Genomic DNA, 23,616 nt, shown 5'->3' on the forward strand with positions numbered 1-23,616 from the left:
TCGAATACGGTCAGCTGAGGCGTGCGGGGGGTTTGAAGATATGCTGAACCGGCATATAGGGTTTATAGGGAGATTGATAGTTGTTGAAGACAATGTCGTGTTCTGCTACAGGCGTACCACTGACAGTACAGGTTTCATGCTGACAGAAGAGCATGATCTCCCTGTATTTGACATCAGGCATACGGTCCTGTTGCTTTTCATGTTCCGTCATTTGCTGCTCCAGGAAGCAGATACCACGGCACACAGGGATCAGGTCAAAACGGTTGACACACAGGTTTTCAGCAATGTAGCTACGATTCAGATAGAACGAAGCCACAATCCAGCACTGACCAGTACCCTGGATCAGTGTGATGCATAATAACCATATGGACAATATCCGTTTCAACGGGTTGTTGTTTCTTTCAATAGTTTTTTAATATCGGCAATGAGGCGTTCGGCCTCTTTATCGTTGGTACCGTTATACACGCCTCGTATATGCCTGTCTGTATCCACCAGTAACAGGCCGCCGCCGTGAATATAACCACCCGGTGCTGCGCTGTCTTTGGTTGCGGTTGAAAAATAAGACTTTTCCGCGATCTTATAAATCGAGTCAATATCACCAGTAACAAAGCGCCACTTCTGATGATCAATGTGCATTGCTTCAGCATAGGCGTACAATCGTGGTACGGTGTCCCGCTCCGGATCAATAGTATGCGAGAGGAACAGCACACGGTCTTCTTTCGTAAAGGCGTCATACACTTTCTTCATCTCGGCGGTCATCTTCGGGCAGATGGAAGGACAAGAAAGAAAAATAAAATCAGCCACATAGATATGACCTGCGAAAGTCTTCTCCGTAACCAGCCGGCCATCCTGCCCGGTAAACGAAAATGGCGGGATCTTTGGCCAGGTGGTGACTGCTATTTCTTTGCCTCCGCTGAAATGCCGCGACACTGTGGGCTCCCCCAGCACCGGCAGCTTACTCTCCGGCCCGGTGCAGGCAGCAAAGATCAGCGCCGCTATCGCTATATACCATCTGTTCTGCATACCCTTATTGTTTCAGTTCCAGCGGAAAGTTGTCGGGATGCAGCAGGAATGAGTCCTTGCAGGCCGAAGAGCAAAAGCCCAGCACCATGTTGTTGTAATGCGCCGTATCATAGATACCAGCCTTCACCGGCATACGGCAGAAAGGATCACGCTTGTTGGCGACCAACGCTACATCGTACTGTTTTTCTTCTCCTTCCGGCGTCATAGCCTGTGCAGAGTCATGCGTCGCTTCATGACTAGCCTGCTTTGCGGGTTGCGAGCATGCGGCAAGAAATGCAGCACATGCAAAAAGTCCTGTGATAATTTTCATACTGTCTCTTTAAAATAAATAAGTAACATGTACCATTGCCCTGTTACCGGCTTTTACACGCATATCAGCAAGCTGCTGCGAAATAACCGGCTGGAAATTGCCGCCGACAGCAAAGGTACCAAAAGTTGCCTCCAATCCGGCAGTTGCCATCAGAGAATATCCGCCTGAAATATCCACGCTGTATTTGGTATCCTTATCCTTTGCAGCGGTTTCATACAGTACGCCTGCATTGGGCGCCAGGCTTATCTTCTCAGCCAGCCTTATTTTATAATATGCCAGCAGGTTGGCAGTGAATTTATTTCCGTATTGGTATTCGTACTTATTATTGGTGTTGATCTTGTAGCTGACATTGGCATTGACGCCAAAATCCATCAATCGCACATCATACATAGCATTAAGCGTAAAATCAGTGCTCCCGGTACCAAGCTGGAAGTTGTTCGGTGCATCTTCATTCTCTTTATGCTCTGCTGGCTCATACTTACCTGTAGCCAGTTTCACGCCTCCGCCTATCCACAGCGACTGCACCAGTAACTTGTTACCTTCGGTTTGTTGCTTGTCCAGTAGCTGATAGTAGCCGATCACAGCAATGTCACCCAGGCCGGATTTACTTTTAGTAAGACCCTGGTTTTCACGCGCATTGAAGTTAAGCGGTACAAAGCCCAGCACGCGGAAGCGGTGGCCAATGTTCCAACCACCCCACAGTTCTGCGGTCTGGTAAGTCTCATCGGTGGTGAGATAAGATGTAGTACCGCCCGGTCCCAGGTGGGAACGCAGCGTTTTATACTGATAGCGCAGGCCAACAAAGCGCTTCTTGAAATCAGGCAGCAGGCCCAGGTAGTAACTGCCAACACCGCATCCGCAGATGTCACAGGCGCGCGCTTCATATATCCCCATTGTCAGCAATACCAGTAATATCAATATCTTTTTCAGATTTCTCATCAGTAAAAATTTCTCTATTGTTCAGCGAATCTTTTGTCTTTTATAAAATTCCTGTCGTTCAGGGTATTCAGGAATGTCAGCAAATAGCGTTTATCCTCTCCCGTTAATCCAATGCCGGTTTTGCTATTCTGTCTCAGTAACGGATCCAGCGTGGGCATATCCTGCACTTCATCTGAGTAGTGATTCAGCACGCCTTCCAGCTTATAGAAGCGGCCATCGTGCATATATGGCGCTGTATAGGCGAGATTGCGCAGACTCGGTACCCTGAACTTGTATTTATCTTCTCCCTTCAGCGTAACGAGGTAGCGCCCTTCATCGTTGTTAGGACCAATACCAATGCCGTTATTGCGGAAAGAATGATCCGTAAACAGCGGCTCTTTATGGCAGCTGTTGCACTTTTGCTGAAAGATCTCGTAACCACGTGCTTCGTCCGCTGTGAAAGCCACACCCTGCTTACGCATTACGCTGTCGTACTTCGACTGATCGCTCACGACCATTACCATAAACTGCGACAGCGCCTTCATTACCCTCGCTGTGGTGATATCCTCCGTACCAAAGGCTTTTTTGAAGAGCGCTGGATAAGATGGCGTCTTTCTTAGTTTTATCAGCATATTATCTATGCTTTCATCCATCTCCACAGGATTGGTAATCGGTGCAATGGGCTGCAGATCCAGATCAAATACACCGCCATCCAGCATAAACGTAGGGCTCCAGGCCAGGTTCATGATAGGCGGGGCATTACGGCTGCCAAGGCGGTCGTCAATACCGTGGCTTACATCATGCCCATGATGCGTAAAGGCAGACGCCTGCAGGTGACACAGTCCACAGGAGATTGTATTATTGCGGGATAACTGTGCATCGTAAAACAATTTCCTCCCCAACTCAAACCCATCACGGGTTACCTCATTATTGGCGAACTTATACACCGGCTCCGGGAAGCCCGCCGGATTTCTGAATCCTATAAACTCATCAACCATCTTACGCACTTCGTCCTTGCTGCATCCGAAGACAAACAGGGAAAAAACCGCTATGATACACCATTGTAGCCTGTTCATACTACTTAGTTTTCGGTGTGGTCATGACTGAACATATATTGGTAATTATCAGCCACCTTCGTACTGAACTCACTAAACATCACAGTAGGATTGGAAGCAATGCTTACATTAGTGCTGCCCTTGAACATCTTCAGTACGTCAACCATCAGGTGAATATTGGCTTCACGGCCCTGGCGCACTTTAGCGGTACCCGCCTCTGTGAGGTCCACGGTAATGGTTTTCACATTGTTGAAGGTGCGGGTATTATATCCGCCAAAGCCTCCGATATGGTATCTGAACTTACGCTGCCCGCTTGGATCTACTGGCGCAGCATCAGAAGTGCCTTCCATTTTGAAGAAGATATAACCGCTATTCCAGGTCCAGTACATGCCGTCCATACCGCCGGAAGGATCCAGTGCACCGACCCTCTTGCTGATGTCCATAGTGCTGCGCAAGCTATCTACTCCCAGCACGAAGCTCAGGGTGCTGTATTCGCCTTCGGGTACGCGCACCTTTACAAATTGTGATGCGGCCTCGCTTTCAGACACCAGGAAGTAGCTGCTGTCCTGCGGAACTACGAACTCCACGCCAGCTGTGTTTTTCACCCGTATGTTGCTGATATAGTATTTAAGCATGGATACACGAAACTGCTCGCCCGCAGCGTTGGAATACATTCCAGTATTGAGTTGCAGGTTCTTATCCCCACAGATATTATCAAACTGCACAGATAAAGTAGCTTTGGCCCCGCTGTCTGTGGAGGGCTTCGTATCGTCTTTTTTGCAGGCTGCCAGCGAACCTGTGAGGATGGCAATCGCTGTAATGGCTTTATAGAAATGATTCATGACAATTCTTTAGGTAGTTTTTCCGGGCATACAATCTCATTTGTGGGTACAACGGTCCGTCGTCCCACATGGAAATAGTATAGCCTTCATCATGATCTGCTCATGATGCGATGATGTAAATAAAAAGATGGAGAATAGTAATCCTTATGCCTGCAAGGCAGCGGGAGGATGGAATACAGTAGAAGGCTGATCTATGGGATTGCCGATGGTATAAGTTAGTGGATAGTCCTTACTTACTGCTATGCAGGCAGGCTTGGGCAATGTTCTTTCCAGCCATGCCGCATAGAATATTTCGCTGCGGTTATCAGTTTTGCGCTCGGGATTTTCCTGGTTCTTCCTGTCTTCCTCGTTCAGCCTGGAGCGAAGATGACATTTACCATTACAGTGCATCTGCGGTTTATCCCTGTTTACGCAAAGATTACGGGCAATATAGTCCTGGTTGATATAGAAATCCAGCATCACAAAATAACGGCCTGAGAGCTGGCAAAGCCAGATCAGCATTAAAAAAACCGCTATTGATAGTTTCCGCATTCCGTTGACCAGGTATTAAATTTCGGGCAAAGGTATTAATAAATTGCTAACTCCCGACTTTGATTTTCGTGATTGTTGTTACAATTATGGTGATTATGAAGGAGAAGAATTGTTATTATTTTTAATGACGATGATGGACGTATACTGCGATGACATAAAGCATATGACCGTTATCTTTATTATAAACAGAAAACCCGTTCAGATATGAGACATTATTTACTGACCCTGATGATAGGCATCATGGCTACCATGACAGTTACGGCACAACAGCCTTCTGATACAATACGTTTATCACTGAATGAAAATCCTTTTCCGCCTTCAGTACAGGTACTAACAGTTATACAACAGGCATTTCCCAATGTACCGCGCTATAATACTGCTGTTGAAACCGGCGCACTTACAGCGGCAATAGCAGCACGGGAAGGCGTGTCTCCTGATCAGATTGTGATAGGTGAAATACTTGACCAACTGGGGCTTTATCTTGGCATCAAAGCGGGCCGTGGTGGAGAGTTCATCTACTCAGTACCCGGCTACCCCCTGCTGGTGGACGCAGCAGCCGCTACCGGCGGTCAGGTGATCCCTGTGCCACTCACCAGCACCAAAGAGAATGACCTCAATGCCATCCTCCAAAAGATCAATCATAAAACAAAAGTCATCTACATTATCAATCCTCACAATCCTTCTGGTACCGTCAGCGACAATGCTGCCTTTCACCGCTTCCTGCACGAAGCCTCACAGAAGGCGCTGGTGATTATAGATGAAGCTTACCTCGAATACGCCGGTAATTTTACACAACGCACCGCCGTCAACGATCTCAAAAGAGGTGATAATATATTGGTGTTCCGCACCCTCGCCAAAGCCTACGGCCTCGCAGGACTCAGCATTGGCTATGCTGTTATGCAGGCTCCTCTTGCCGCCTGGCTTAAGTCAAAAGGACTCGGCAGCCCGCTCAGCCTCAACCGGCTCTCCGTTGCCGCGGCTACCGCAGCACTCAAAGATACCACTGCTATCACCTCCCTTCAGCAAACTATCGCTGCAGAAAGAAATAAATGGCATCACCTCCTCGATTCACTACACCTCGAACATACCGCCTCCAACGCCAATTACATTTTCTTCAACACTAAAAAAGATTACACACAGGTGGAAGCCGCCTTCCGGTCATCCAAAATTCTTATCGGACGTATGTTTGCACCATACAATACCTGGATAAGGATCACGATTGGTACACCGCAAGAGAATGAGAAAGCACAGGCCGTGGTTAAAAGATTGTAACTGAATCAACGATCCCAGCGAACATCGCCCAAACTATGATTTATGTGATTAGTTTGATTTTTCCGATGAGCGAAAATTATAATATTCTCAAAATATCCATAAATGCGAATACCCTGCCCGGAAATAAATCCAGACAGGGTATCCGCATATTCCCAATCATCTAACTAATTCCTCCCTTCTATCTTCGCTCATCAGAAAAATCAAACTAATCACATAAATCACAGTTCGGACAATATCCACTCATCATCATTACTTCATCCAGAATATCTTCTTATTCGTTTCATCCCCTCCCATCCTGCCTACTGCCTCATTATAGTTAGCCTGGTTGTAAGTGATCTCAGAAGGAGGATAACGCAAACGGTAGAACGAATTATCAGCAGCGCCAAGATGAGGCGTCTGTGTGGTGCGGCGCATCAGGAAGAAACCCTGATCCGGTTGCCAGATGAAAGACAGCCATTCCTGTGCGTAGAGTAGCTTCAGTTTGGCGACATCGTCTCCGGCAAATGCAATTTTGGGATTTGCCAGGAAGGTCGCTACTGCTGCATCTGAAGGCCTTGTAGGACGACTGCTCCAGCTACCTGATTTATCCACGCAGTCATACCAGTAAGTGATAGAGCTACGGATGCCTTTATAGTAGTAGGTTTCAGCCTTTGCTGCATCTTTAGCTACACCAATACCACGTAGATATATTTCTGCCAGAAGGAAGTTCACTTCTGAAATGGTAAACACAGGACGTGGTACATAGTTGCCTTCATTCAGCATATTTAGATTCACAGGGCTGTACGTGGAAATTACCTTCGATCTGTTACTCTTATCATATACAGCATCCACATCAGTGAGGGCTGTTTCCGGCGCCTGTTGCGGGAAAGCGAGCCATTTGTCATCTTTGTTTTTCATGTACCATACGTAGGTACGCGGGTCAATGATACCGCTGCCATCCACATTGTCATTGGTGGAAAGATACTGCCACATGGTGGTGCCGAGGCGGTTACCGGAGCTGCCGGCGGCGTTGTAGTTCTGCGTGAGGTCGATACCGGTTTTGTCGAGCTTCAGATAATCGGTGATGGCGTCTTTGCGGTCATTGGTGGCGCCATCTAGCAATGGTAGGTTTTTGCCCACTACGTCAGCGATCACTTCAGCTGCTTTCTGTGCATCTTTATCAGCTATACGCACAGCATAACGCAGGCGCAGCGAGTTGGCGAAAGCCTGCCAGGTTGTAGTAACCCCGCTGAAGTAGGCATCAGCTGTTCCGTTGATGTTCAGGTAACTGTTGCCTGATGGGGTCTTTCGGTTGTCGGTTACAAAATGTTCACTGCTCCATTTCAGATCATCCAGCAATGACCTGTAAATATCGGTCTGCTTATCATATACCGGCTGCAGGATCTGCTTATCAGGGATAAAGCTGTAGCCGCTCTGTGAAAACGGAATATCCCCAAACCTGTCTACCATGCGGTAAGTAACATAGGCCACAGTGGTTTTCACTGCCGCCTTCAGGTTATCAAGACTTTCCTTATCACCGGTATACTTGCTGAAGCGGTCTTCCAGGTCGCGCACATTCTTCATCATGGAATAGTAGCTGGTCCATAAGGCATCGTTGGTACGGCTTATAGGGTCCACACCGAGTTTGCGGCTCTGGGCATTCAGCTCCGACAGCGGATAATATAATTCGTTGTACAGGAATGTAAATTCAGCCTGGTTGTCCTGCAACTTGGCAGTGATACCGTTGATAGTCGCATCCATAGAAGACTCCGTAGGTTTCGACGGGTCTACGTTCAGTTGCTCAAAACCTTTGGTGCATCCTGCGGCCATTACAGCGAAGACCGCCGGCACAACCCATTTTATGATTATTGATTTTTTCATTGCGGATGTTTTTTTACTGTTAATATTAGAATCCTACCCTCACTTGTACGCTATAGGAACGCATCGCGGGAAGCGCGCCCCATTCCAGTCCCTGTGCATTACCTGCTCCATTGATACCTTCAGGATTGATATTAGCAGGAAGATTTTTGTAGATGTAGAAAAGATCACGGCCTACCAGTGAAAGGTTGAGATGCTGGATCACATGCTGACGTTTCAGGAAAGACTCCGGTACGTTGTAAGTAAGCGATAACTCACGCATCTTCAGGTAGGTATTATCAAATACCTGCGGCTTATTCAGGAAGTTGTGACGCTCCTTGGTGTTGGGATCAATCCAGTCGCCCCAGCCCGCGCCAAGGTTACCCATGTATTTCCAGATATAGTGTACTACTTTATCATTGGTTTTACCATCAGCATATACGCCATCCAGCAATACGCCCACGTTGCGGGTAGCGCCGGAAGCATCTGTATATGGGAGTCCGCCACCATCGCGTTCTTTCAGCGTTTCCGGTGTGAGGCCGCTCATTGTGGCGATAGCATAGCTGCCGGAGTAGATGTCTCCACCCAGCTTTCCATCTATCAGCATACCCAGCGAGAAATTCTTATAAGTAAAGGTATTGGTGATACCACCGGTGAGCTTAGGTGTAGCATTACCAATAGGCACTTTCTCTTTGGTGGGAATGTAGCGGGTACCATCGTTACTTACTATCTTCTGACCATTCAGGTACGTATAGTCATAACCGTAGATAGTACCATAGTCGTCGCCTTTCTTCAGGCGGATAGATGGGCCGTAGTTATCCCAGAGGTTATCCAGGTCAAAGAATTCCACTTCAGGATGTGTGTTATCCAGTGAAAGGATTTTTCCTTTGTTCTTCGCAAGCCTCAGGCCAATATCCCAACGGAAATCTTTATTAGCAATCGCTTTTGCATCAATCTGAACTTCCACACCGCTGTTTTGCATTTCGCCGGAGTTGAACCAGATGGCCCTGGCGCCAGTGCTGGTAGCTACGGGAGCATTCAGGATCTGATTGTAGGAACGGGTGTTATAATAGGTAACATCCACATTGATCCTGTTTTTCAGCAACCCGAGATTGAGACCCAGTTCCACGGTGCGCGAAGTCTGTGGCTGCAGTGATTTCGGCGGAATGGAATCCGGCAGCGATAACGTAACGTTGCCACCAAACATATCGTTCTTGTATACGCGATTCATGAGGTAAGGCTCACGATCGCTCGCTGCCTTTGCCGCAGCCGCTCTCAGCTTACCGAAGCTAAGCCATTCGGATTGTAGCTTGAAGGCGTCTGTGAACACAAAGCTGAGGGTAGCTGAAGGGAAGAACTTACCGTTGTTATTATCCAGCGGCAGTGTGGAAAACCAGTCTTTACGGCCAGTCAGTTCCAAGAACAGATAGTTTCTGAAAGAGAAGTCCAGCAAGCCGTATACGGAGTTAGTCTTCTTATCATAGAAGCCTTCAGAAGGCAGCTTGGCAGTACCTTTCACGTTAGAAAGACTGTAGAAGAAAGGCAGTGCGAAATTATCCGTATAGTTGCTCATAGTGTAATTGGATATTACCCTGCGTGTGGCGCCGAGTCTGGCAGTAAGACCCAGATCTCTGGCGAGCTTCTCCTTGTGGAAAGTGATGATCAGATCGCTGGAGTTGGATCTGTCCGTACCTGTAGAACGGCCATAGTAGCCGCCGGTCAGGCCCGTCAGGTCAGTCGGTTTCTTCCTTTCTTCAGTATTATTGTTGGAAAAATCCAGGCCGCTGCGGCCCATGATATTGAGCCAGTCAGTAATATCATAAGTCAGTGCCACAGATCCCAGTAATGTTTTGCGGCGCAGATACGTGTTGTTGTTATATGTATTCCACCAGATGTACTGGTTGTCGCCCCAGTAGGAGTCTGCATATCCGGTCAGCAGATTGCGGGTACCGTCAGGCAGCTCGTAATTGCCTTTGCCCAAATCCCTGTAATCGCGGGGATAGTAGTAGATTGTCGCCTTTCCCCAGCTATTAGCATCATCACCGAGTGAAGGAGAATTCTTACGGTAGTAGTCCATATAGGACATGGCGATCGTTGCCTTTAATTTCTTGGAAATATTCAGATTGCTTCCCAGGTTTACAGTGGTTTGGTTGTAATCACTATTAGGCACTACAGCATTGTTGTCTGTGCGGGTGAGTGACAGGCGCACACTTCCGAGCGATCCTTCACCGGAGAAAGATACGTTGTGTGTAGCAGTATGACCGGGCCTGAAGTAGCCTTTCATATTATCAGGTTGTGGTGAATAGGGGCGCATCTGTCCATCCCACCATTTCACCTGCTGACCCTGCATTTTAGGCCCCCATGATACAGAAGAGGCATACCAGCTAAAGATATCGTAGGTATTGTATCCACTCTGTTTTGGCAACGTAGTGGGCCCATGTTGCTTGTTCCATGTTTTAGGCAAAATATAGTTTCCGCTCGCATCCTTGTCCAGTGTGGGCTCCAGATCGCTGATCGGACCACCGCTGCCATACTCATTCTGCATATCCATATACATGAACGGTTTAGTAGTGCGGTAATCAAAGGCATATTCAACACCGAGGCCGGGTTTCTTACCACCTTTTTTAGTAGTGATGATGACAACGCCATTACCACCCTGAGCACCATATAGTGCGGAAGCAGCAGGGCCTTTCAACACCGTAATATCTTCGATGTCATTAGGATTGAGATTGTTGATGTAAGAGCCCCAATCTTTACCACGGTTCATGGAGGTCATGCCGGGAGGATTCTGGAATTCTACACCATCCACGATGAAGAGTGGCTGGTTGTTGCCGGTGAAGCTGGAATTGGCGCGCAGTACGAGGCGTGTAGTTCCGCCTTCCACACCGTTGGGTTGCGTTACCACTACGCCAGCCATCTTGCCTGATAAGGCATTTACGATGTTGGGGGCAGATGATTGTGCAATCTTATCTCCCGTGATACTCTCCATCGCATAGCCAATCTGTCTCTTTTCACGTCTGATGTTCAGCGCTGTCACCACAGTTTCTTTCAGCGCAGTAGTATTCTCTTCCAACGTCACATTAATGGACTCCTGTTCGCCCACCTTTATTTTGACAGTATTGAAACCTACACTGGTTACCTCCAGCACATCGCTGCCCGTCGCTGTGATGGAGAAGGCGCCGTTGGCATCGGCTGTAACGCCCGTTTTGGTGCCGGCCACTTTGATCGTAGCCATAGGTATAGGTGACCCGTCGGTCCTGGCAGTAACCCTGCCCGTAATCTTTCTGCCTTGTGCCCATAGCATAGCACTGCACAGCATACAGCAGAGGAATAATAATTGGAAACGTTTTAACATAACAGCTGATTTAAAAGATATAAATACCCCGCAACCGGTGGCCCGGTCAATGTTTGATAAATCGTTTTAGTTAGGGGATAAAACATCACCTGCATGCTGCAGGTATGAATAGTTTTACCATAAACGTCAGGAATCCTTCATCAGTTCACCGATATAGACAAACTGCTTTGGCTGTTGATTTTTTTCTGGCTGACAGATAATTAATAAATAATAAAATGGAATTACTACTACTGGCTCAAATAATTTACACACTGCGTCAATTAGCTCTCCTCTCTTTTGCGTGCATTTTATAGTTATTGTAAATGTGGCATTTTTCTTAACATCCTAATGATAGCAGATTATCAATTGTTAATAATTTCTTCACAATGCAGCTATACTTTCCTCGCATACCACCCTATGACAGGCAGAAACAGAGACAATATGGATTAGGTGGCCATATTTCCCACGGAACACCACCAGATCAGCTCAATTCTCCCTCCCGGGGGCGTATTGAGACCAGGAAGCTACCTGGTTTAATAAGAAAGAATAACCCGCCCGGAAGAACTCCCGACGGATTATAATGATAGAATAGCTGATTCACCTTATTTCAGAATGGCGTTATTGTATAAATATTTAGACAATGACCTGGGGGACTTTGCTTGAATCCTTCCGATTAAAATAATGGCGTTGTCGCATAAATACCGGAAATACCTTTATTTATGCAACAACGCTTTTCAGAATAGTCCGTAAAATCATTCTATTCTGTCGCAGTAATTAATCTCTGTTATCAAAAATCATTATTATCACTCCTGTCGTTAAAAATATCAGGGAGTGTAAGTTACGTTGCTACCGTATAGAATTTGGGCAACAGGAGAGAAATAACTTGCTTTATTGGTGCTGGTGAGATTATACCAGAGATAAACACCGTAACCATTGTTCTTGGTTTGTGTAGCCAGTGACTTGGCAGTAGTAACACTGGTGCTCTGGATATCAACGGCAGCGGGGGCTAACTTACTTTTGGAAAGGCCGGCAACATTTGGTACTGAATAGGTTCCATACATGGCATTCCAGCTGTAATCAACCATACTGCCAACGGTTTTTCCTCCCCATGATTGACGGGAGGCAGCGGGACCATAGTAATAGAAAGAGATGATTTTGCTGGGCATCAGCTTACGCAGCTCATCTACCAGTATTACAAAGGAACTGTCGTTAGGCTGACCTGTACCATTGTTTCCGTATTCAGCATATTCATCATCGAAATCGATACCATCCAGACCATAATAAGCAACTGTATCGCTCAGCTGTTTTGCGAAAGCGCGTGCAGAAGTTCTGCTGGTGAAATTACAGAAGCCCGCACCCTGGTGGTTACCAAGGATAGACAGCAGTACTTTCATGCCTTTGTTCTGCAGCGGTACGATCTGGGTGGCTTTGTTCACCAGAGTGCTGGTCACCTGGGGATTGTTAAAGAGATAAGCCTGTTGTGTAGTAGTGTTGTAGTTGATATTGGCTGCAAAGATGATAGCAATATCAAACAGTTGCTGACCACCGGTAGTAAGTGTGTATTTGCCGGTATTGATCAGCGCGTTGCTGTTCACTTCTACATAGCAGACAGACTTACCACCGGTTTTTGTTACAGATTCAGTTTTGGCTCCTGAGGAAGCTCCATCCTCAGATTTAAGGACGCTATTGTCTTTCTTACACGAGGCAAAGGTCAGGGCGGCGCCAGCCAGTAGTAACGCTGACTGCCGAAGGATGTGGAATTGTTTTTTCATGTCTGGAATTTTAATTGTTAAAAGACTATCGGTTGATGAATAAAAATGCTCTCTGGATTTGTCTGGGGAAAACGAAGCTCCCTTGTCAGGGAACTTCGTTTTTTTCTCTCGATTGTCAAAAGTGCTCCTTGCTCGCTATTCTAAGTTTAGTATGTTGCTTCGTTTGTTGCTTACTGTTGCTTATCCCACCATACGCGGGTACCTCCATTATCAGGGCCATTCAGTAATTTGATGGCGTTGGCTACTTCGGCTGCATTGGTATTATATTCATTCTGCGGGAAGGGCAGACGCCTGATTTGTACATCGCTGAAAATTGTTCCGCCACTGTTATTATTAGCAACGGCAACCGGGAACAATTTAGGGAAACCGGTGCGGCGGAACTCTGTCCAGGCTTCCTGTCCTTCAGGGAACATAGCCAGCCATTTCTGTGTAAGAATGCGTTCCATCTTTACCGGAATATCCGCGCTCTCATCCCATTTAACCGTAATGGTGGAAGGAGAAGACAGGTTGTTGGCAGCGTTCTTGGGATCTACATAAGCAGCCGGTACATTGGTACTGTTATTAATATACCCGGCGTCTGTTACCTGCCATTGTGCAAAGGAAGTATTGATACCCTGTTCATACAGCTGCTGTGCAGTTCCTCCTGTGTTACCCCATCCGCGTACGGCGGCTTCAGCGCGCAGGAAATACACTTCAGCAGCAGTCATCAGCTGTACAGGAGATGTAAGGGAAAAACTGGGATTCGCACCCTCTTTATAGTTGATAGTAGAATAACCGCCGTAATCATCCTTCGAATTGGAGCCGCTGATACTGCCGATACGGATACCTATATACCTGCGGGAAAAACTCTTTTCAGTGGAAGAGTCCAGGTACTTTGTTACACGCGGATCTTTCAGACCTGTCAGGTAACACTGCAGGGATGCATTGATGAGAATATCATTCCAGTTGATCGTGATAAATGCCAGCGGATTGGTGAACCCGTTGCCGGCTACTTTGACCATCATATTGCCACTATTATCTGTTATCAGGCCACCGTTAGCCGGGTCCATCGCTTTCTCTGCCTGTGCCCGGGAGGTAGTAAGATCCGCTTTCACGATATGCATAGCCAGGCGCAGACGCAATGAGTTGGCAAACTGCAGCCACTTCTGAAAGTTACCGTTGTACACCAGGTCAAAATTAGCGAAGTTGAAAGGCAGCTGCTGACCACCACTCATAAAGGTGCGGATGTTATTGGTGGCACTGTCCAGCTCCAGGAAGAAACGTTTGTAAACATCTTCCTGACTATCATAAGGAATACTAACCTTACTGGAACCAACCTTACTATAAGGAATAGGGCCGTAGATATCTGTCACCCTGCTCATAGCAGCCACCTGCACAATCTGCGCTACCCCCCATACTGCCGGAAAGTTCTTATCCAGGCTGTTGGAACGCAGTTTATTCACAGCAGACATCACATTCAGATAGCCCACTTTAAACGCTTCCCCGTTCCAGCCTGTCATCATGAAATAGTTCAGGTTATTGCGGCCACCATTGAATGGGGTGGCCGACATCATATAACCTGAGAAGCAGTCGGCATTTAGATTTTGTTGTACCTGGAAAGAGTTAGGGTCGCCGCCACCCGAGAAATTATAAATAGACATCTGGGCTGTTTTAAGATAAGCACCCAGATCGTTGAAATCAGGTTTCAGCTGGCCGTTTGAAACACCAGTGTTATCCGTGTTATACAGATCATAATTTTTGGTACATGCAGATGCTGCCAGCATCAACCCTGCAGCTATCGCCAGGTTACCTTTGCGGAAAAACATCTTCTTTATATTATAACGGTTCATCTTTTCAGTTTTACGGTAATTCTTTAGAATGTTGCATTCAGAGACAGGCCATAGCTGCGTTGTGCAGGCGGCATGAATATATCCACGCCAGACATACCGTTGCCGGTAGACATCGTCAGCTCAGGATCAAACGGCGCTTTTTTGGAGAAGTAGAAGAGATTACGGCCGGTGAGCGATACCTTCAGGAGTTTCACAGCATTGCTCTTCACCGGTATAGTATAGCCTAATGCTACTTCACGCAGACGTACGGTGGTGGCACTGTACATATATTCTCCGGATACCGCTTCACGTCCGCCAATGGTGCTGTACCATTTCTGTGCATCCACTGTTGCTACAGCATTACCGGAAGGATCTACGCCGTTGATCTTTACGCCACCGGCATCACGTGCTGCACCGGAAGCTGCAGACACGCCATATTGATCCATCATGGATTGTGTTACTGACATCACCTGTCCTCCAAACTTACCGTCGATCAGGAAGGAAAGGGTGAAGTCTTTAAAGGAGAAGTTATTGTTCCAGCCCATCTGCCATTTCGGGTTAGGGTTGCCAATATATACCTGGTCGCCACCCTGTTTGATCGGATTGCCTTTATCATCAATCTTGATCCTGCCTTGCTCGTCTCGCTGTAATACTGTTCCGTAAATATCACCGAAAGAACCGCCCACTTTAAACTTGGAAACATAGTTGGCGCCTGACGCCCCGCTGATGGTGAAGTTGTCCACACCGGGAGCCAGCTCCAGGATCTTGTTATCATTTACAGAGTAGTTCAGGCTGGTGTTCCATTTCAGGTTGCCGTTGCGCAGCACATCATAACGCACCACCGCTTCCACACCCTGGTTCTGGATGTTACCGGCGTTGATGTAATAACCTTCATACAAAGTTGCCTGGCTGGCTGCTATCTGTAAAGTCTGATTGCGGGTATTGGTTTTATAGTAAGTAACATCTGCACTCAGCCTGTTGTCGAAGAAGCGCCACTCCGTACCTAATTCGAGTGATCTGGTCTTCTCAGGCTTCAGTTCCCTGAATGGTGCGAAAGTATTGATCTTCACTGTGGCGCCATTGGGCCCCATCGTATTTTCCGCTGGATTGGTCTGGTATACCAACGGGGAATTACCTACTACGGCATAAGAACCACGGATCTTGGCAAAGCTGATCGCTTCCGGCATCTTCATCATGGAACTGAGAATAAAGTTCAGACCCGCGGAAGGGTAGAAGTAGGAAGCATTGGGGGTGAAAGATAAATTGGAAGCCCAGTCGTTACGGCCTGTCAGATCCAGGTATGCCCAGTCTTTGAAAGATATATTCACACTACCGAATACAGACTGCCACTGGCCGTGGTTTTCAGGTAATGTACCACTGTTGTTAGGATTCAGTGTGCTGAAGTTCTGTATGTTGAAGATATTCGGGAACTTCAGACTATCCTGACCTGCATTGAACTTCTCTCCTTTCGTTACTACATCACGGATGCTACCACCCACTACGCCGGTTAAACGAATATCTTTGTTCACCGGAATATTGAAATTGAGCAGCAGGTCGCCATATTGTTGTGTGGTAGTAGAGTTCTGGTAAACATATCCGCCGTTCCTGTGCGCCAGCACCGGAATAGTACCGGCATATATCTTCTGTTCATACACATCGTTGATACGGTCTATGCTTCCTCTTCCCTGTATGTTCAACCAGGGTGTCAGCTCATATTTCAGGCTGGCGTTCAGCAATATCCTGTTCCTGTTGAGTGAATTGGGATTGCGGTTCACAATCCACCAGGGGTTCTGCTGTACGTCCTCATTAAAAGGCCAGTTCTGCACCATCAGGAAGTTACGGGAAGGATTCGCTATCTCGTAGTTGTCTTTATATTGTTGCAGGTTGCTGCCGCGCGGATAAAGATACAAGCCGGTCAACGGGTTAAAGTACAGGCCAGATAATGGCGTATTGTCAATTTTCTGGGTCATGTAGTTCACATCAGCTTCTGCAGTGAGTTTATTGTTCAGTAAATGACCTGTTTCTTTGAAGCTCAGGTTATGACGGCCCAGTTTATTACCCGGCTCAATACCTTTTGCAGATGTGTTGGCATAAGAGAAATAAGTCTGAGCGTGCTCAGATCCGCCGGAAAGACTGATAGAGTTAGTCCAGGTGTTACCTGTGCGGAAGAAAGACGACAGGTTATCTGCTGCACCGGAGGAGAGTTTCGGGCCCCAGCTCTGTGTCTTGCCCGCTTCTGTTGCACCATAGGTGTTCTGAAAATCAGGACGGTAAGCCGTTTGATTGATGGTAAGACCGGAAGAGAAATTAATGACTGTTTTACCGGCCTTTCCGCTCTTTGTAGTGATCAGGATAACACCATTTGCACCCTGGCTGCCATACAACGCAGAGGCAGAGGCGCCTTTCAATACAGAGATGCTTTCAATATCATCCGGGTTCATGTTGGAGATCGGGTCTCCGCCATCGTATGCAGCGGTACCGCCGTACGCAGTAGTCGGCTGGTTGGTGGTGCTGTTGTTCATCGGCACACCGTCAATCACATACAGGGCCTGGTTGTTACCTAACCCTGATTTGTTACCACGCAGTATCACCTTAGTAGAACCACCTACGCCGGAGGAGCTGGACTGGATGGTCAGACCAGCTACCTTACCGTTCAGCGTGTTCATCAGGTTGGGGTCTTTGGCTTTGGTCAGCTCAACGCCGCTTACCTGTTGAGTAGCATAGGTTACAGACTTCTCAGTTCTTTTGATACCCAGCGCCGTCACTACGATCGGACCAAGCTGTGTATTAGATTCAGTGAGTGCTATATTTAATGTGGTGTTATCTCCCACCGTCACTTCTTTGGTTTCATAGCCCAGGTAGCTGAACACCAGTATGTCTTTGCTTTCCGCATTGATGGTGAAGTTACCGTCCGCGCCGGTAAGTGTACCACGGGTGGTACCTTTCACCTGAACGCTTACATTGGCCAGCGGTTCGCCTTTGGAGCCTGTCACCTTACCCTTGATCACTGCCAGCGGGCTTACCGCCGCTGTGGTAACTGTAACCTTATTACGCGGATTGATCACAATAATCTTGTCCACGATAGAATAAGTGAATGGCTTATCTTTCAGGCATTTGTCCAGCACCTCCGTGAGAGCTGCGTTATTTACGTTGATATTCACAAGACCTGCGCCACGCAGTAGCTTATCATCATATACGAACTCATAACCGGTCTGACGGCTGATGTTGTTGAACACATCATACAGCTTGAGGCGCTTGCCCGTCAGTGTAACCGTTTGAGAATATGTTTTGGCACTCAGGTGTAGGGAGATAGCCAATATCAAAATTGCGGTCAATTTCATAATCAACAGTAATTTTCCTGGCAAACGCCGGCGACTCCGGCTTACTTTGCCGATAGTAAGTAGTTCCATACTTTTGTATTCTTGGCTTTTTAGTTTCAGTTTTCTAATTGCTTGAAAAGGGAATTAGCAGCCATTACGCCGGACTTCGACTGCCATCGGGTCCGGTTTTTATTTACTGCCTTGTAAAATGGTTGATGTGGAATGCCTACGTCTTTTTCATAACATGCATTTTTTGTGACAATGAATAACAAGCAAACGCGTGCCCATCTTAAGTTCTGTTCATAATCGTGTTTAGTGTTGCCCTGCGGGCGTAACAGTAATGCTGCTGCCGCTTACGCTGAACTTTACCCTTTGGGTGGTTTCCAGCGCTTTCAGTAATGCCCCGGCGTCAGCCCTGCGGGATATTACTCCTGTGAAATCTATATCGGATACATTTCCATCATACTGAACATCGATGTCGTACCAACGCGCCAGTTGCCGCATGATCACGCGGATGTTGGTATTCACAAAACGGAACTTGCCCTCTTTCCATGCCAGATCCTGTTCTATATCTGCGGGAGCTATATCAAAGTTGCTGCCCTGCGCCGGCAATACAGCCTGAAATCCGGGCTTCAGCATGCTGCGCACATCTCCTTTCTCCAGCTGTACGGTGCCATCCACCAGTGTAGTACGGATGCTCTGTTCATCGGGGTAGGCCATCACATTGAAGCTGGTACCTAGCACGTTGATGGTCATATCATTACCGCCGGCTGCATTCACCTTTACGCGGAAAGGCCGGGATGCATCCTGCTGTATTTCGAAATATGCTTCTCCCGTAACTTCCACCAGTCGCTCTTTACCCCTGAAGACGGTCGGAAAACGTATACTGCTGGCAGCATTCAGCCATACCTTGCTGCCATCAGCTAACGTAAGCTGGTACTGTCCGCCGCGAGGCGTAACCATGGTATTGTATACTACTTTGTCGCTGTTGCCCCCGGCTTCATATGATAATGCGCCATTGGCGTTCGTTACCTGCGTATTGCCCTGCATAGCCACTGTCCCGTTGCTGCTGCTGTCCAGTGCTACGGTGCTGTTGTCTGCCAGTATCAGCATAGCCTTATTGGTGCCTGGAGCCAACGGGGCTTTTCTTACAGCCACCTGTTGGGTTTCCGGGCGTGAGCGAAGCGCAATATAGCTGCCCCCCGCCACTGCAGCCAATGCCAGTACTGCGGCCGCTGCCATCCAGCTACGCCGGATACCCGTCAGCGGTTTCGTGTACCCGCCAACGTTACCTGCCATATCTGCCACCTCCTTTCCCAGGATACGGCGTAATATAGCTGCTTTGTCCTGTTGCTCCCAGCCACCGTCCGCCACATCGGCATAAAGCGCCTCCAGTATATCCTCTTTGATGGCCGCTTCAAACTCCCCTCCCCCCACGAGTTCCTGTAATTGCAGCAACTCCGCATCGCTAAGCGCGTTGCGTTTGTATTTTTCCAGTAGTTGTCTGATTTCTGAAGCGGTCATGAATACGATATTAAAAGTTGGCTGATAATGATAAAGACGACCATCAGATACAAAAGGAGTATCCGACAGGAAAAAAAATTTCCCACATTGAGAATCAATCGATTAAATACAAAAACAAGAGAAGGATAAGCAGCCAGGTGTGGAGTTGCTGCTTAATAAAAGTGCGCAGATACTGAAGTGCCAGCTGCATCTGCTTTTTAACAGTATTCACGGTGATATTCATCTCCCTGGAGATCTCTTCATTGCTCATACCCGCTTTGCGGGCCATATATATTTTTCTTCTCGCAGGCGGTAAGGATGATATAGCAGTATGCAGCAATTGCTCATATTGGTGGTCTTGCACTACATGGTCGGTATCGTTGGCGTGACGTGGCTCCTGACTGATGAGATAATCCAGGGCCTTCTGTTTTACGAGCTGTTTTTTAAAGCTGTCGTAGATATGATTACGGGTGAGTATAAATAAATAGTTGGTAAAGTCTGTTACATTAGCCATGGAGACTCTTTTCAGCCATACTTTCAGGAATACTTCCTGCACAATCTCCCGGGAGGCCGCATGATCTTTAAGATACAACATGGCCACATCAAACACCTGCCTGCTGTACGCATTAAAAACAAGCGTGTAGGCGGCCTCATCTCCTTCGGCGACCCGTACAAGCAACTCCCGCTCCCCTGATAACAAATTAGACAATATTCAAGTGGTTTAAATATTGTGCTAAATGTAGGAAATTTTCACGCAAAGTGTTAGAGACCGAGCCTACCGGTCTCTAACACTTTGCGTGAAAATTACTTTTTAGTGAGCTGAAGCGTTAGCTCATATACATATGTACCTGGCAGATAAACCTTCGTGTTCATCCTGAAGTTGATGTTCACCGGCAACTTGCTCCACTCTCCATAGTTGATCTGACCCGGCGGGAACCAGTTTCTGGTATTAGCCGTATCGATTGATTGTATATACTTACTATAAATACGGTAATAACAGTTGGTGCCATTCTGTTGATTATCCCAGTAGGTATGCGGGAAAGGCACAGTAGCAAACTGATGAATAGTAGCGGTATCGTTAGTGAACGTTTTCACGGAGAATGTTTCCATCGTCTTCAGGAAGCTGTTACCTGATGGTCTTTTTGACAACGCCTCCGGCGGAAATATCTTTCCGTATTTATCTTTTACCACAAAGATCACCTGGTTGGGCGATTCAGCCACCTTTCTGATACGAAGCCACGCGGTTGTAGAGCGGCCCGTAAGCGGATCAAGCCAGTCCGCATCATACGCAAAACGGATACCCTCTTCCTTGTCAGTACGGCCAGCCAGCGCATAAGGTGCATTCAGGTACTCGTAGGCGCTCTGTTCCTGCAGATTTATGTCTATAATGTTCCGGTACTGCTTCACTCCTTTCGGGTTCTCTATCTGCAGGTCTACGGAATAAGTACCCGGTGGCACATGTGTGGTCACATCCGTGAAAATGAACTGGCCACTGCCAGGCAGTACCTCTATCGGCCGCTTTTTCAGTACCTCGCGCTTAGCGTTGATCTTATCAAAAGTAGTGTCCGTAACGGGATCATAAGGCTGCTTCCATACATAAGTCTCGAACTCCTGGAAAAAAACGTCGGCATGTTTGCCGGTGGCTTTATCACGTATATCCAGGATCGTTACCTTCAGCGGCGGCGTGGAGTTATCAGGGATAATACCGGGCGACATCTTAAACACCCCCTGCTTAACGGTATATGGGTTATCTGCATAGCGGGGATAGTCGCTGAGATACCCTACCGGCACCTTTTTGCAGGCATTAAGCCCAGCCATGAGCATCAGCAGGCCGGTTGCATATATATGTAGTTTCATCATGATTGTTCAGTTGTAAAGGTTTTGAAAATGATCAGCGACGGAATGTCCAGATATGTGTATTCTCCAATACATGCAGCACTCCATTGGTGGTGAGGATGCCGGAAGTCTGGCACTTCACACGAATATCCTGCAGTTTGTCACTGCCGCTAGGGTCTTTTCCGTTTACATCCCGTTCCCCGATGATCTTGGTATAGGTAACATACTGAGCTTTAGAAGTGATGATGTTATCCACCAGGTAGTCGGTAGTCTCCAGCAGGGATACAAGCATGGGTTGCCCCGGTGTCAGCGTCTCATAGAGCTTTCCATCCAGCGTCATCTGCTCCCTGTTCACCTTTCCTTTGATCACATACATGCCCAGCGAATCGCGCAGCATCTGTGGTGTGTAATATTTAAAAAGGCTGTCAAGTGTGAAGTTCAGTCGCTCGTCTTTCTTCCTCGCCTCATCACGCTTGTTGGCGATAAAACGGTTGATGCTGAAGTCTGTGGGTGCAAAGAACGTAACATCGCCGTTGATGATATCCTTCATGCCTGCCTTATCAATCACCAGGATAGTGGTGTCAAAAAAATGCCAGGAGTGGTTCTTCAGGAAATCGTACGTAGTCATGTTCACCCTCGGATTGGCAGTACCCCCGCCAATCACCTCATCTTTCTTGCAACCGGCCAGCACATATATCGCCAGCGCAAGGATCATCATCTTTATTATTATATTTTTCATCTTTATCAGTTGTACAATGAAGCAATCAATACCTGCCTTTCCAGTATTCATTCTGGACCATGAGCGGGTTGTTATCAAAAACCTTCTTGGCTACGGGCCACAGCCAGCCTTTCTTCGCCATCCTGTCGCCGCCGCTGGCAGTCATCCAGTTGGGGTAGTAGCCGGTGCGGATCATATCAAAATAGTTATGCCCTTCTCCCACCAACTCACGGATACGCTCATCCAGCAGCGCTCTCTTTAGTACGTCGCTGGTCATGCCTTCCATATTGCTGATGCCTGCGCGGGCTCTTACAATGTTGGCGGTCTGCATCGCAGCCTGCTCCTGGCCTAAGTTGGCGAGGGCTTCCGCCTTCAGCAGCAACAAGTCTGCGAGACGGTAGATCACCACATTACTTTGTATAACCGGATCTGTATTCTCGGCGGTATTCTTATATATCACATCAGAATACTTGAGAATAAGGGGCTTTGCAGTATTGGTAAGCCCGAAGAATGCATTATACCTGGCATCCTTGTCGCTTTCTGTATAATATTTAGACAACGCTTCCGGCAGCACGGTAAACAGCGGAACTTCCGTACGGCCTATCAGATACGGCTCCATGAGCGTCAGGTAACCGAGGGAGTGATTATCATCTGCGTTGTAACTGCCCTCATTATAGGCGTTACTGTTGGTGATGAGGAAAATGTTTTCTTTGGAAAACTTATTGGCCCTGTACAGATCAGGCAGGTTGGCAGGACTCTCCAGGGTGTAATAGCCGCTGTTCAGTAATGAATCTACATAAGTAACGGTTCTATCGTATTTATGCTGCCACGCTGTAACATGCGCCAGCAGCGCAATGGCAGCGCCTTTACCAGCACGTGCGCGCAGGTATTTGTCGCTGACATCCCAGGTCATGAGATTACTGGCCTGCTGTGCGTCGCCCATGATCAGCCCCAACACAGAGTCCTGCGGACTTCTGGCTTTCAGCTTGATCTGCTCTGCTGCATATATCGGTTCGTTTTGCACCGGCACATCTCCCCAAACTCTGACCATCGTGAAGTAAGCCAGCGCGCGCATGAAATACGCTTCACCTACAAGGTTGTTCCTGGCAGACAACGCCGTACCACTGCTGCTCTTGAATTTATTCTCCGGTATCTTCGCTACCTTGTCTATAATCATGTTGCACTGATTCACGATGCGGAACCAGTTGGTCCAGTCGTGACACATCCCCTCGTAATAGGGCACCACAAAGTTGCCGCTTTCGTATACAGGTTTCAGATAAGAGTTGTCAGGAAAGATCATGCCCACCGGGCAATCCCCCCAGATGAAAAATGCGCCCCTATTCTGATCAGCCCTGCGGTAGAGTGCATAGGCCCCATTCACGGCTGCTTCTGCATCTTGTTGCGAATTCCAGAACACATTATCGTAAGTACCATTACTGAGATTATTGTCCAGGTATTTTTTGCAGCTGCTCATCGTCAGCAGGCTGCCTATGATAGTAATGGCCAGCAGGCCATATGCTCGTTTTTTCATGTCACTT

Annotated in this window: 18 protein-coding genes; 1 reads left to right on the top strand and 17 read right to left on the bottom strand. The window is 47.5% G+C overall.

Annotated features, from left to right (window positions below):
• Positions 1-10: 10 nt before the first annotated feature.
• From VM802_RS03770 to VM802_RS03800, 7 genes are all read right to left on the bottom strand, one after another.
• Entirely contained in the window at positions 11-385 is a 375-nt protein-coding gene (locus tag VM802_RS03770; RefSeq protein WP_325528126.1) for a hypothetical protein, read from the bottom strand.
• Complete coding sequence (locus tag VM802_RS03775) at positions 382-1,023, bottom strand: SCO family protein (protein ID WP_325528128.1); 642 nt, start codon at positions 1,021-1,023, stop codon at positions 382-384. The genes VM802_RS03770 and VM802_RS03775 overlap by 4 nt, the downstream gene beginning before the upstream one ends.
• 4 nt (positions 1,024-1,027) lie before the next feature.
• Positions 1,028-1,333 carry a hypothetical protein gene (locus tag VM802_RS03780; protein ID WP_325528130.1) on the bottom strand — a complete coding sequence of 102 codons (306 nt, stop codon included), beginning with the start codon at positions 1,331-1,333 and terminating at the stop codon, positions 1,028-1,030.
• A 9-nt stretch (positions 1,334-1,342) separates the two neighbouring features.
• Positions 1,343-2,272, bottom strand: coding sequence for a transporter family protein (locus tag VM802_RS03785; RefSeq protein WP_325528132.1), 930 nt, complete (start codon positions 2,270-2,272; stop codon positions 1,343-1,345).
• A 14-nt stretch (positions 2,273-2,286) separates the two neighbouring features.
• A complete protein-coding gene (locus VM802_RS03790) occupies positions 2,287-3,327 on the bottom strand; it encodes a cytochrome-c peroxidase (protein ID WP_325528134.1) in 1,041 nt (346 codons plus the stop codon).
• Between the two features lie 5 nt (positions 3,328-3,332).
• Positions 3,333-4,148, bottom strand: a complete 816-nt coding sequence (locus VM802_RS03795; protein WP_325528136.1) for an MbnP family protein — start codon at positions 4,146-4,148, stop codon at positions 3,333-3,335.
• 144 nt (positions 4,149-4,292) lie between these two features.
• Positions 4,293-4,679: a hypothetical protein gene (locus VM802_RS03800; RefSeq protein ID WP_325528138.1), complete on the bottom strand. Its 387-nt coding sequence runs from the start codon at positions 4,677-4,679 to the stop codon at positions 4,293-4,295.
• 204 nt (positions 4,680-4,883) lie between these two features.
• Between VM802_RS03800 and VM802_RS03805 the strand changes: the two genes are divergently transcribed.
• Entirely contained in the window at positions 4,884-5,951 is a 1,068-nt protein-coding gene (locus VM802_RS03805) for a pyridoxal phosphate-dependent aminotransferase (RefSeq protein WP_325528140.1), read from the top strand.
• 249 nt (positions 5,952-6,200) lie between these two features.
• On the opposite strand, the gene VM802_RS03810 is transcribed toward VM802_RS03805, so the two are convergent.
• From VM802_RS03810 to VM802_RS03855, 10 genes are all read right to left on the bottom strand, one after another.
• Positions 6,201-7,811, bottom strand: a complete 1,611-nt coding sequence (locus VM802_RS03810; protein ID WP_325528142.1) for a SusD/RagB family nutrient-binding outer membrane lipoprotein — start codon at positions 7,809-7,811, stop codon at positions 6,201-6,203.
• Between the two features lie 25 nt (positions 7,812-7,836).
• Positions 7,837-11,142, bottom strand: a complete 3,306-nt coding sequence (locus VM802_RS03815) for a SusC/RagA family TonB-linked outer membrane protein (RefSeq protein WP_325528144.1) — start codon at positions 11,140-11,142, stop codon at positions 7,837-7,839.
• 803 nt (positions 11,143-11,945) lie between these two features.
• Positions 11,946-12,893 carry an endo-beta-N-acetylglucosaminidase H gene (locus VM802_RS03820; protein ID WP_325528146.1) on the bottom strand — a complete coding sequence of 316 codons (948 nt, stop codon included), beginning with the start codon at positions 12,891-12,893 and terminating at the stop codon, positions 11,946-11,948.
• 170 nt (positions 12,894-13,063) lie between these two features.
• Positions 13,064-14,722, bottom strand: a complete 1,659-nt coding sequence (locus tag VM802_RS03825) for a RagB/SusD family nutrient uptake outer membrane protein (protein ID WP_325528148.1) — start codon at positions 14,720-14,722, stop codon at positions 13,064-13,066.
• 23 nt (positions 14,723-14,745) lie between these two features.
• Positions 14,746-18,042 (bottom strand): SusC/RagA family TonB-linked outer membrane protein, encoded by a 3,297-nt coding sequence (locus VM802_RS03830; RefSeq protein WP_325528150.1) that lies wholly within the window; start codon positions 18,040-18,042, stop codon positions 14,746-14,748.
• 291 nt (positions 18,043-18,333) lie between these two features.
• Positions 18,334-19,545 carry a FecR family protein gene (locus VM802_RS03835; protein WP_325528152.1) on the bottom strand — a complete coding sequence of 404 codons (1,212 nt, stop codon included), beginning with the start codon at positions 19,543-19,545 and terminating at the stop codon, positions 18,334-18,336.
• A 94-nt stretch (positions 19,546-19,639) separates the two neighbouring features.
• Entirely contained in the window at positions 19,640-20,233 is a 594-nt protein-coding gene (locus tag VM802_RS03840) for an RNA polymerase sigma factor (protein ID WP_325528154.1), read from the bottom strand.
• Positions 20,234-20,328: 95 nt separating this feature from the next.
• Positions 20,329-21,384 carry a DUF5007 domain-containing protein gene (locus tag VM802_RS03845; protein WP_325528156.1) on the bottom strand — a complete coding sequence of 352 codons (1,056 nt, stop codon included), beginning with the start codon at positions 21,382-21,384 and terminating at the stop codon, positions 20,329-20,331.
• Between the two features lie 31 nt (positions 21,385-21,415).
• Entirely contained in the window at positions 21,416-22,099 is a 684-nt protein-coding gene (locus tag VM802_RS03850) for a hypothetical protein (protein ID WP_325528158.1), read from the bottom strand.
• A 25-nt stretch (positions 22,100-22,124) separates the two neighbouring features.
• Positions 22,125-23,609: a RagB/SusD family nutrient uptake outer membrane protein gene (locus tag VM802_RS03855; protein WP_325528160.1), complete on the bottom strand. Its 1,485-nt coding sequence runs from the start codon at positions 23,607-23,609 to the stop codon at positions 22,125-22,127.
• Between the last annotated feature and the right edge of the window lie 7 nt (positions 23,610-23,616).

The organism is Chitinophaga sp. (assembly GCF_035538455.1).
In the GTDB taxonomy this organism is placed as follows: domain Bacteria; phylum Bacteroidota; class Bacteroidia; order Chitinophagales; family Chitinophagaceae; genus Chitinophaga.

Excerpts from the sequence above, each read along its gene's own strand:
- VM802_RS03835 (WP_325528152.1), bottom strand. The coding sequence starts at position 19,545 with ATGACCGCTTCAGAAATCAGACAACTACTGGAAAAATACAAACGCAAC.
- VM802_RS03785 (WP_325528132.1), bottom strand. The coding sequence starts at position 2,272 with ATGAGAAATCTGAAAAAGATATTGATATTACTGGTATTGCTGACAATG.
- VM802_RS03790 (WP_325528134.1), bottom strand. The coding sequence starts at position 3,327 with ATGAACAGGCTACAATGGTGTATCATAGCGGTTTTTTCCCTGTTTGTC.
- VM802_RS03825 (WP_325528148.1), bottom strand. The coding sequence starts at position 14,722 with ATGAACCGTTATAATATAAAGAAGATGTTTTTCCGCAAAGGTAACCTG.
- VM802_RS03775 (WP_325528128.1), bottom strand. The coding sequence starts at position 1,023 with ATGCAGAACAGATGGTATATAGCGATAGCGGCGCTGATCTTTGCTGCC.
- VM802_RS03845 (WP_325528156.1), bottom strand. The coding sequence starts at position 21,384 with ATGATGAAACTACATATATATGCAACCGGCCTGCTGATGCTCATGGCT.
- VM802_RS03805 (WP_325528140.1), top strand. The coding sequence starts at position 4,884 with ATGAGACATTATTTACTGACCCTGATGATAGGCATCATGGCTACCATG.
- VM802_RS03780 (WP_325528130.1), bottom strand. The coding sequence starts at position 1,333 with ATGAAAATTATCACAGGACTTTTTGCATGTGCTGCATTTCTTGCCGCA.
- VM802_RS03795 (WP_325528136.1), bottom strand. The coding sequence starts at position 4,148 with ATGAATCATTTCTATAAAGCCATTACAGCGATTGCCATCCTCACAGGT.
- VM802_RS03810 (WP_325528142.1), bottom strand. The coding sequence starts at position 7,811 with ATGAAAAAATCAATAATCATAAAATGGGTTGTGCCGGCGGTCTTCGCT.
- VM802_RS03830 (WP_325528150.1), bottom strand. The coding sequence starts at position 18,042 with ATGAAATTGACCGCAATTTTGATATTGGCTATCTCCCTACACCTGAGT.
- VM802_RS03855 (WP_325528160.1), bottom strand. The coding sequence starts at position 23,609 with ATGAAAAAACGAGCATATGGCCTGCTGGCCATTACTATCATAGGCAGC.
- VM802_RS03800 (WP_325528138.1), bottom strand. The coding sequence starts at position 4,679 with ATGCGGAAACTATCAATAGCGGTTTTTTTAATGCTGATCTGGCTTTGC.
- VM802_RS03815 (WP_325528144.1), bottom strand. The coding sequence starts at position 11,142 with ATGTTAAAACGTTTCCAATTATTATTCCTCTGCTGTATGCTGTGCAGT.
- VM802_RS03850 (WP_325528158.1), bottom strand. The coding sequence starts at position 22,099 with ATGAAAAATATAATAATAAAGATGATGATCCTTGCGCTGGCGATATAT.
- VM802_RS03820 (WP_325528146.1), bottom strand. The coding sequence starts at position 12,893 with ATGAAAAAACAATTCCACATCCTTCGGCAGTCAGCGTTACTACTGGCT.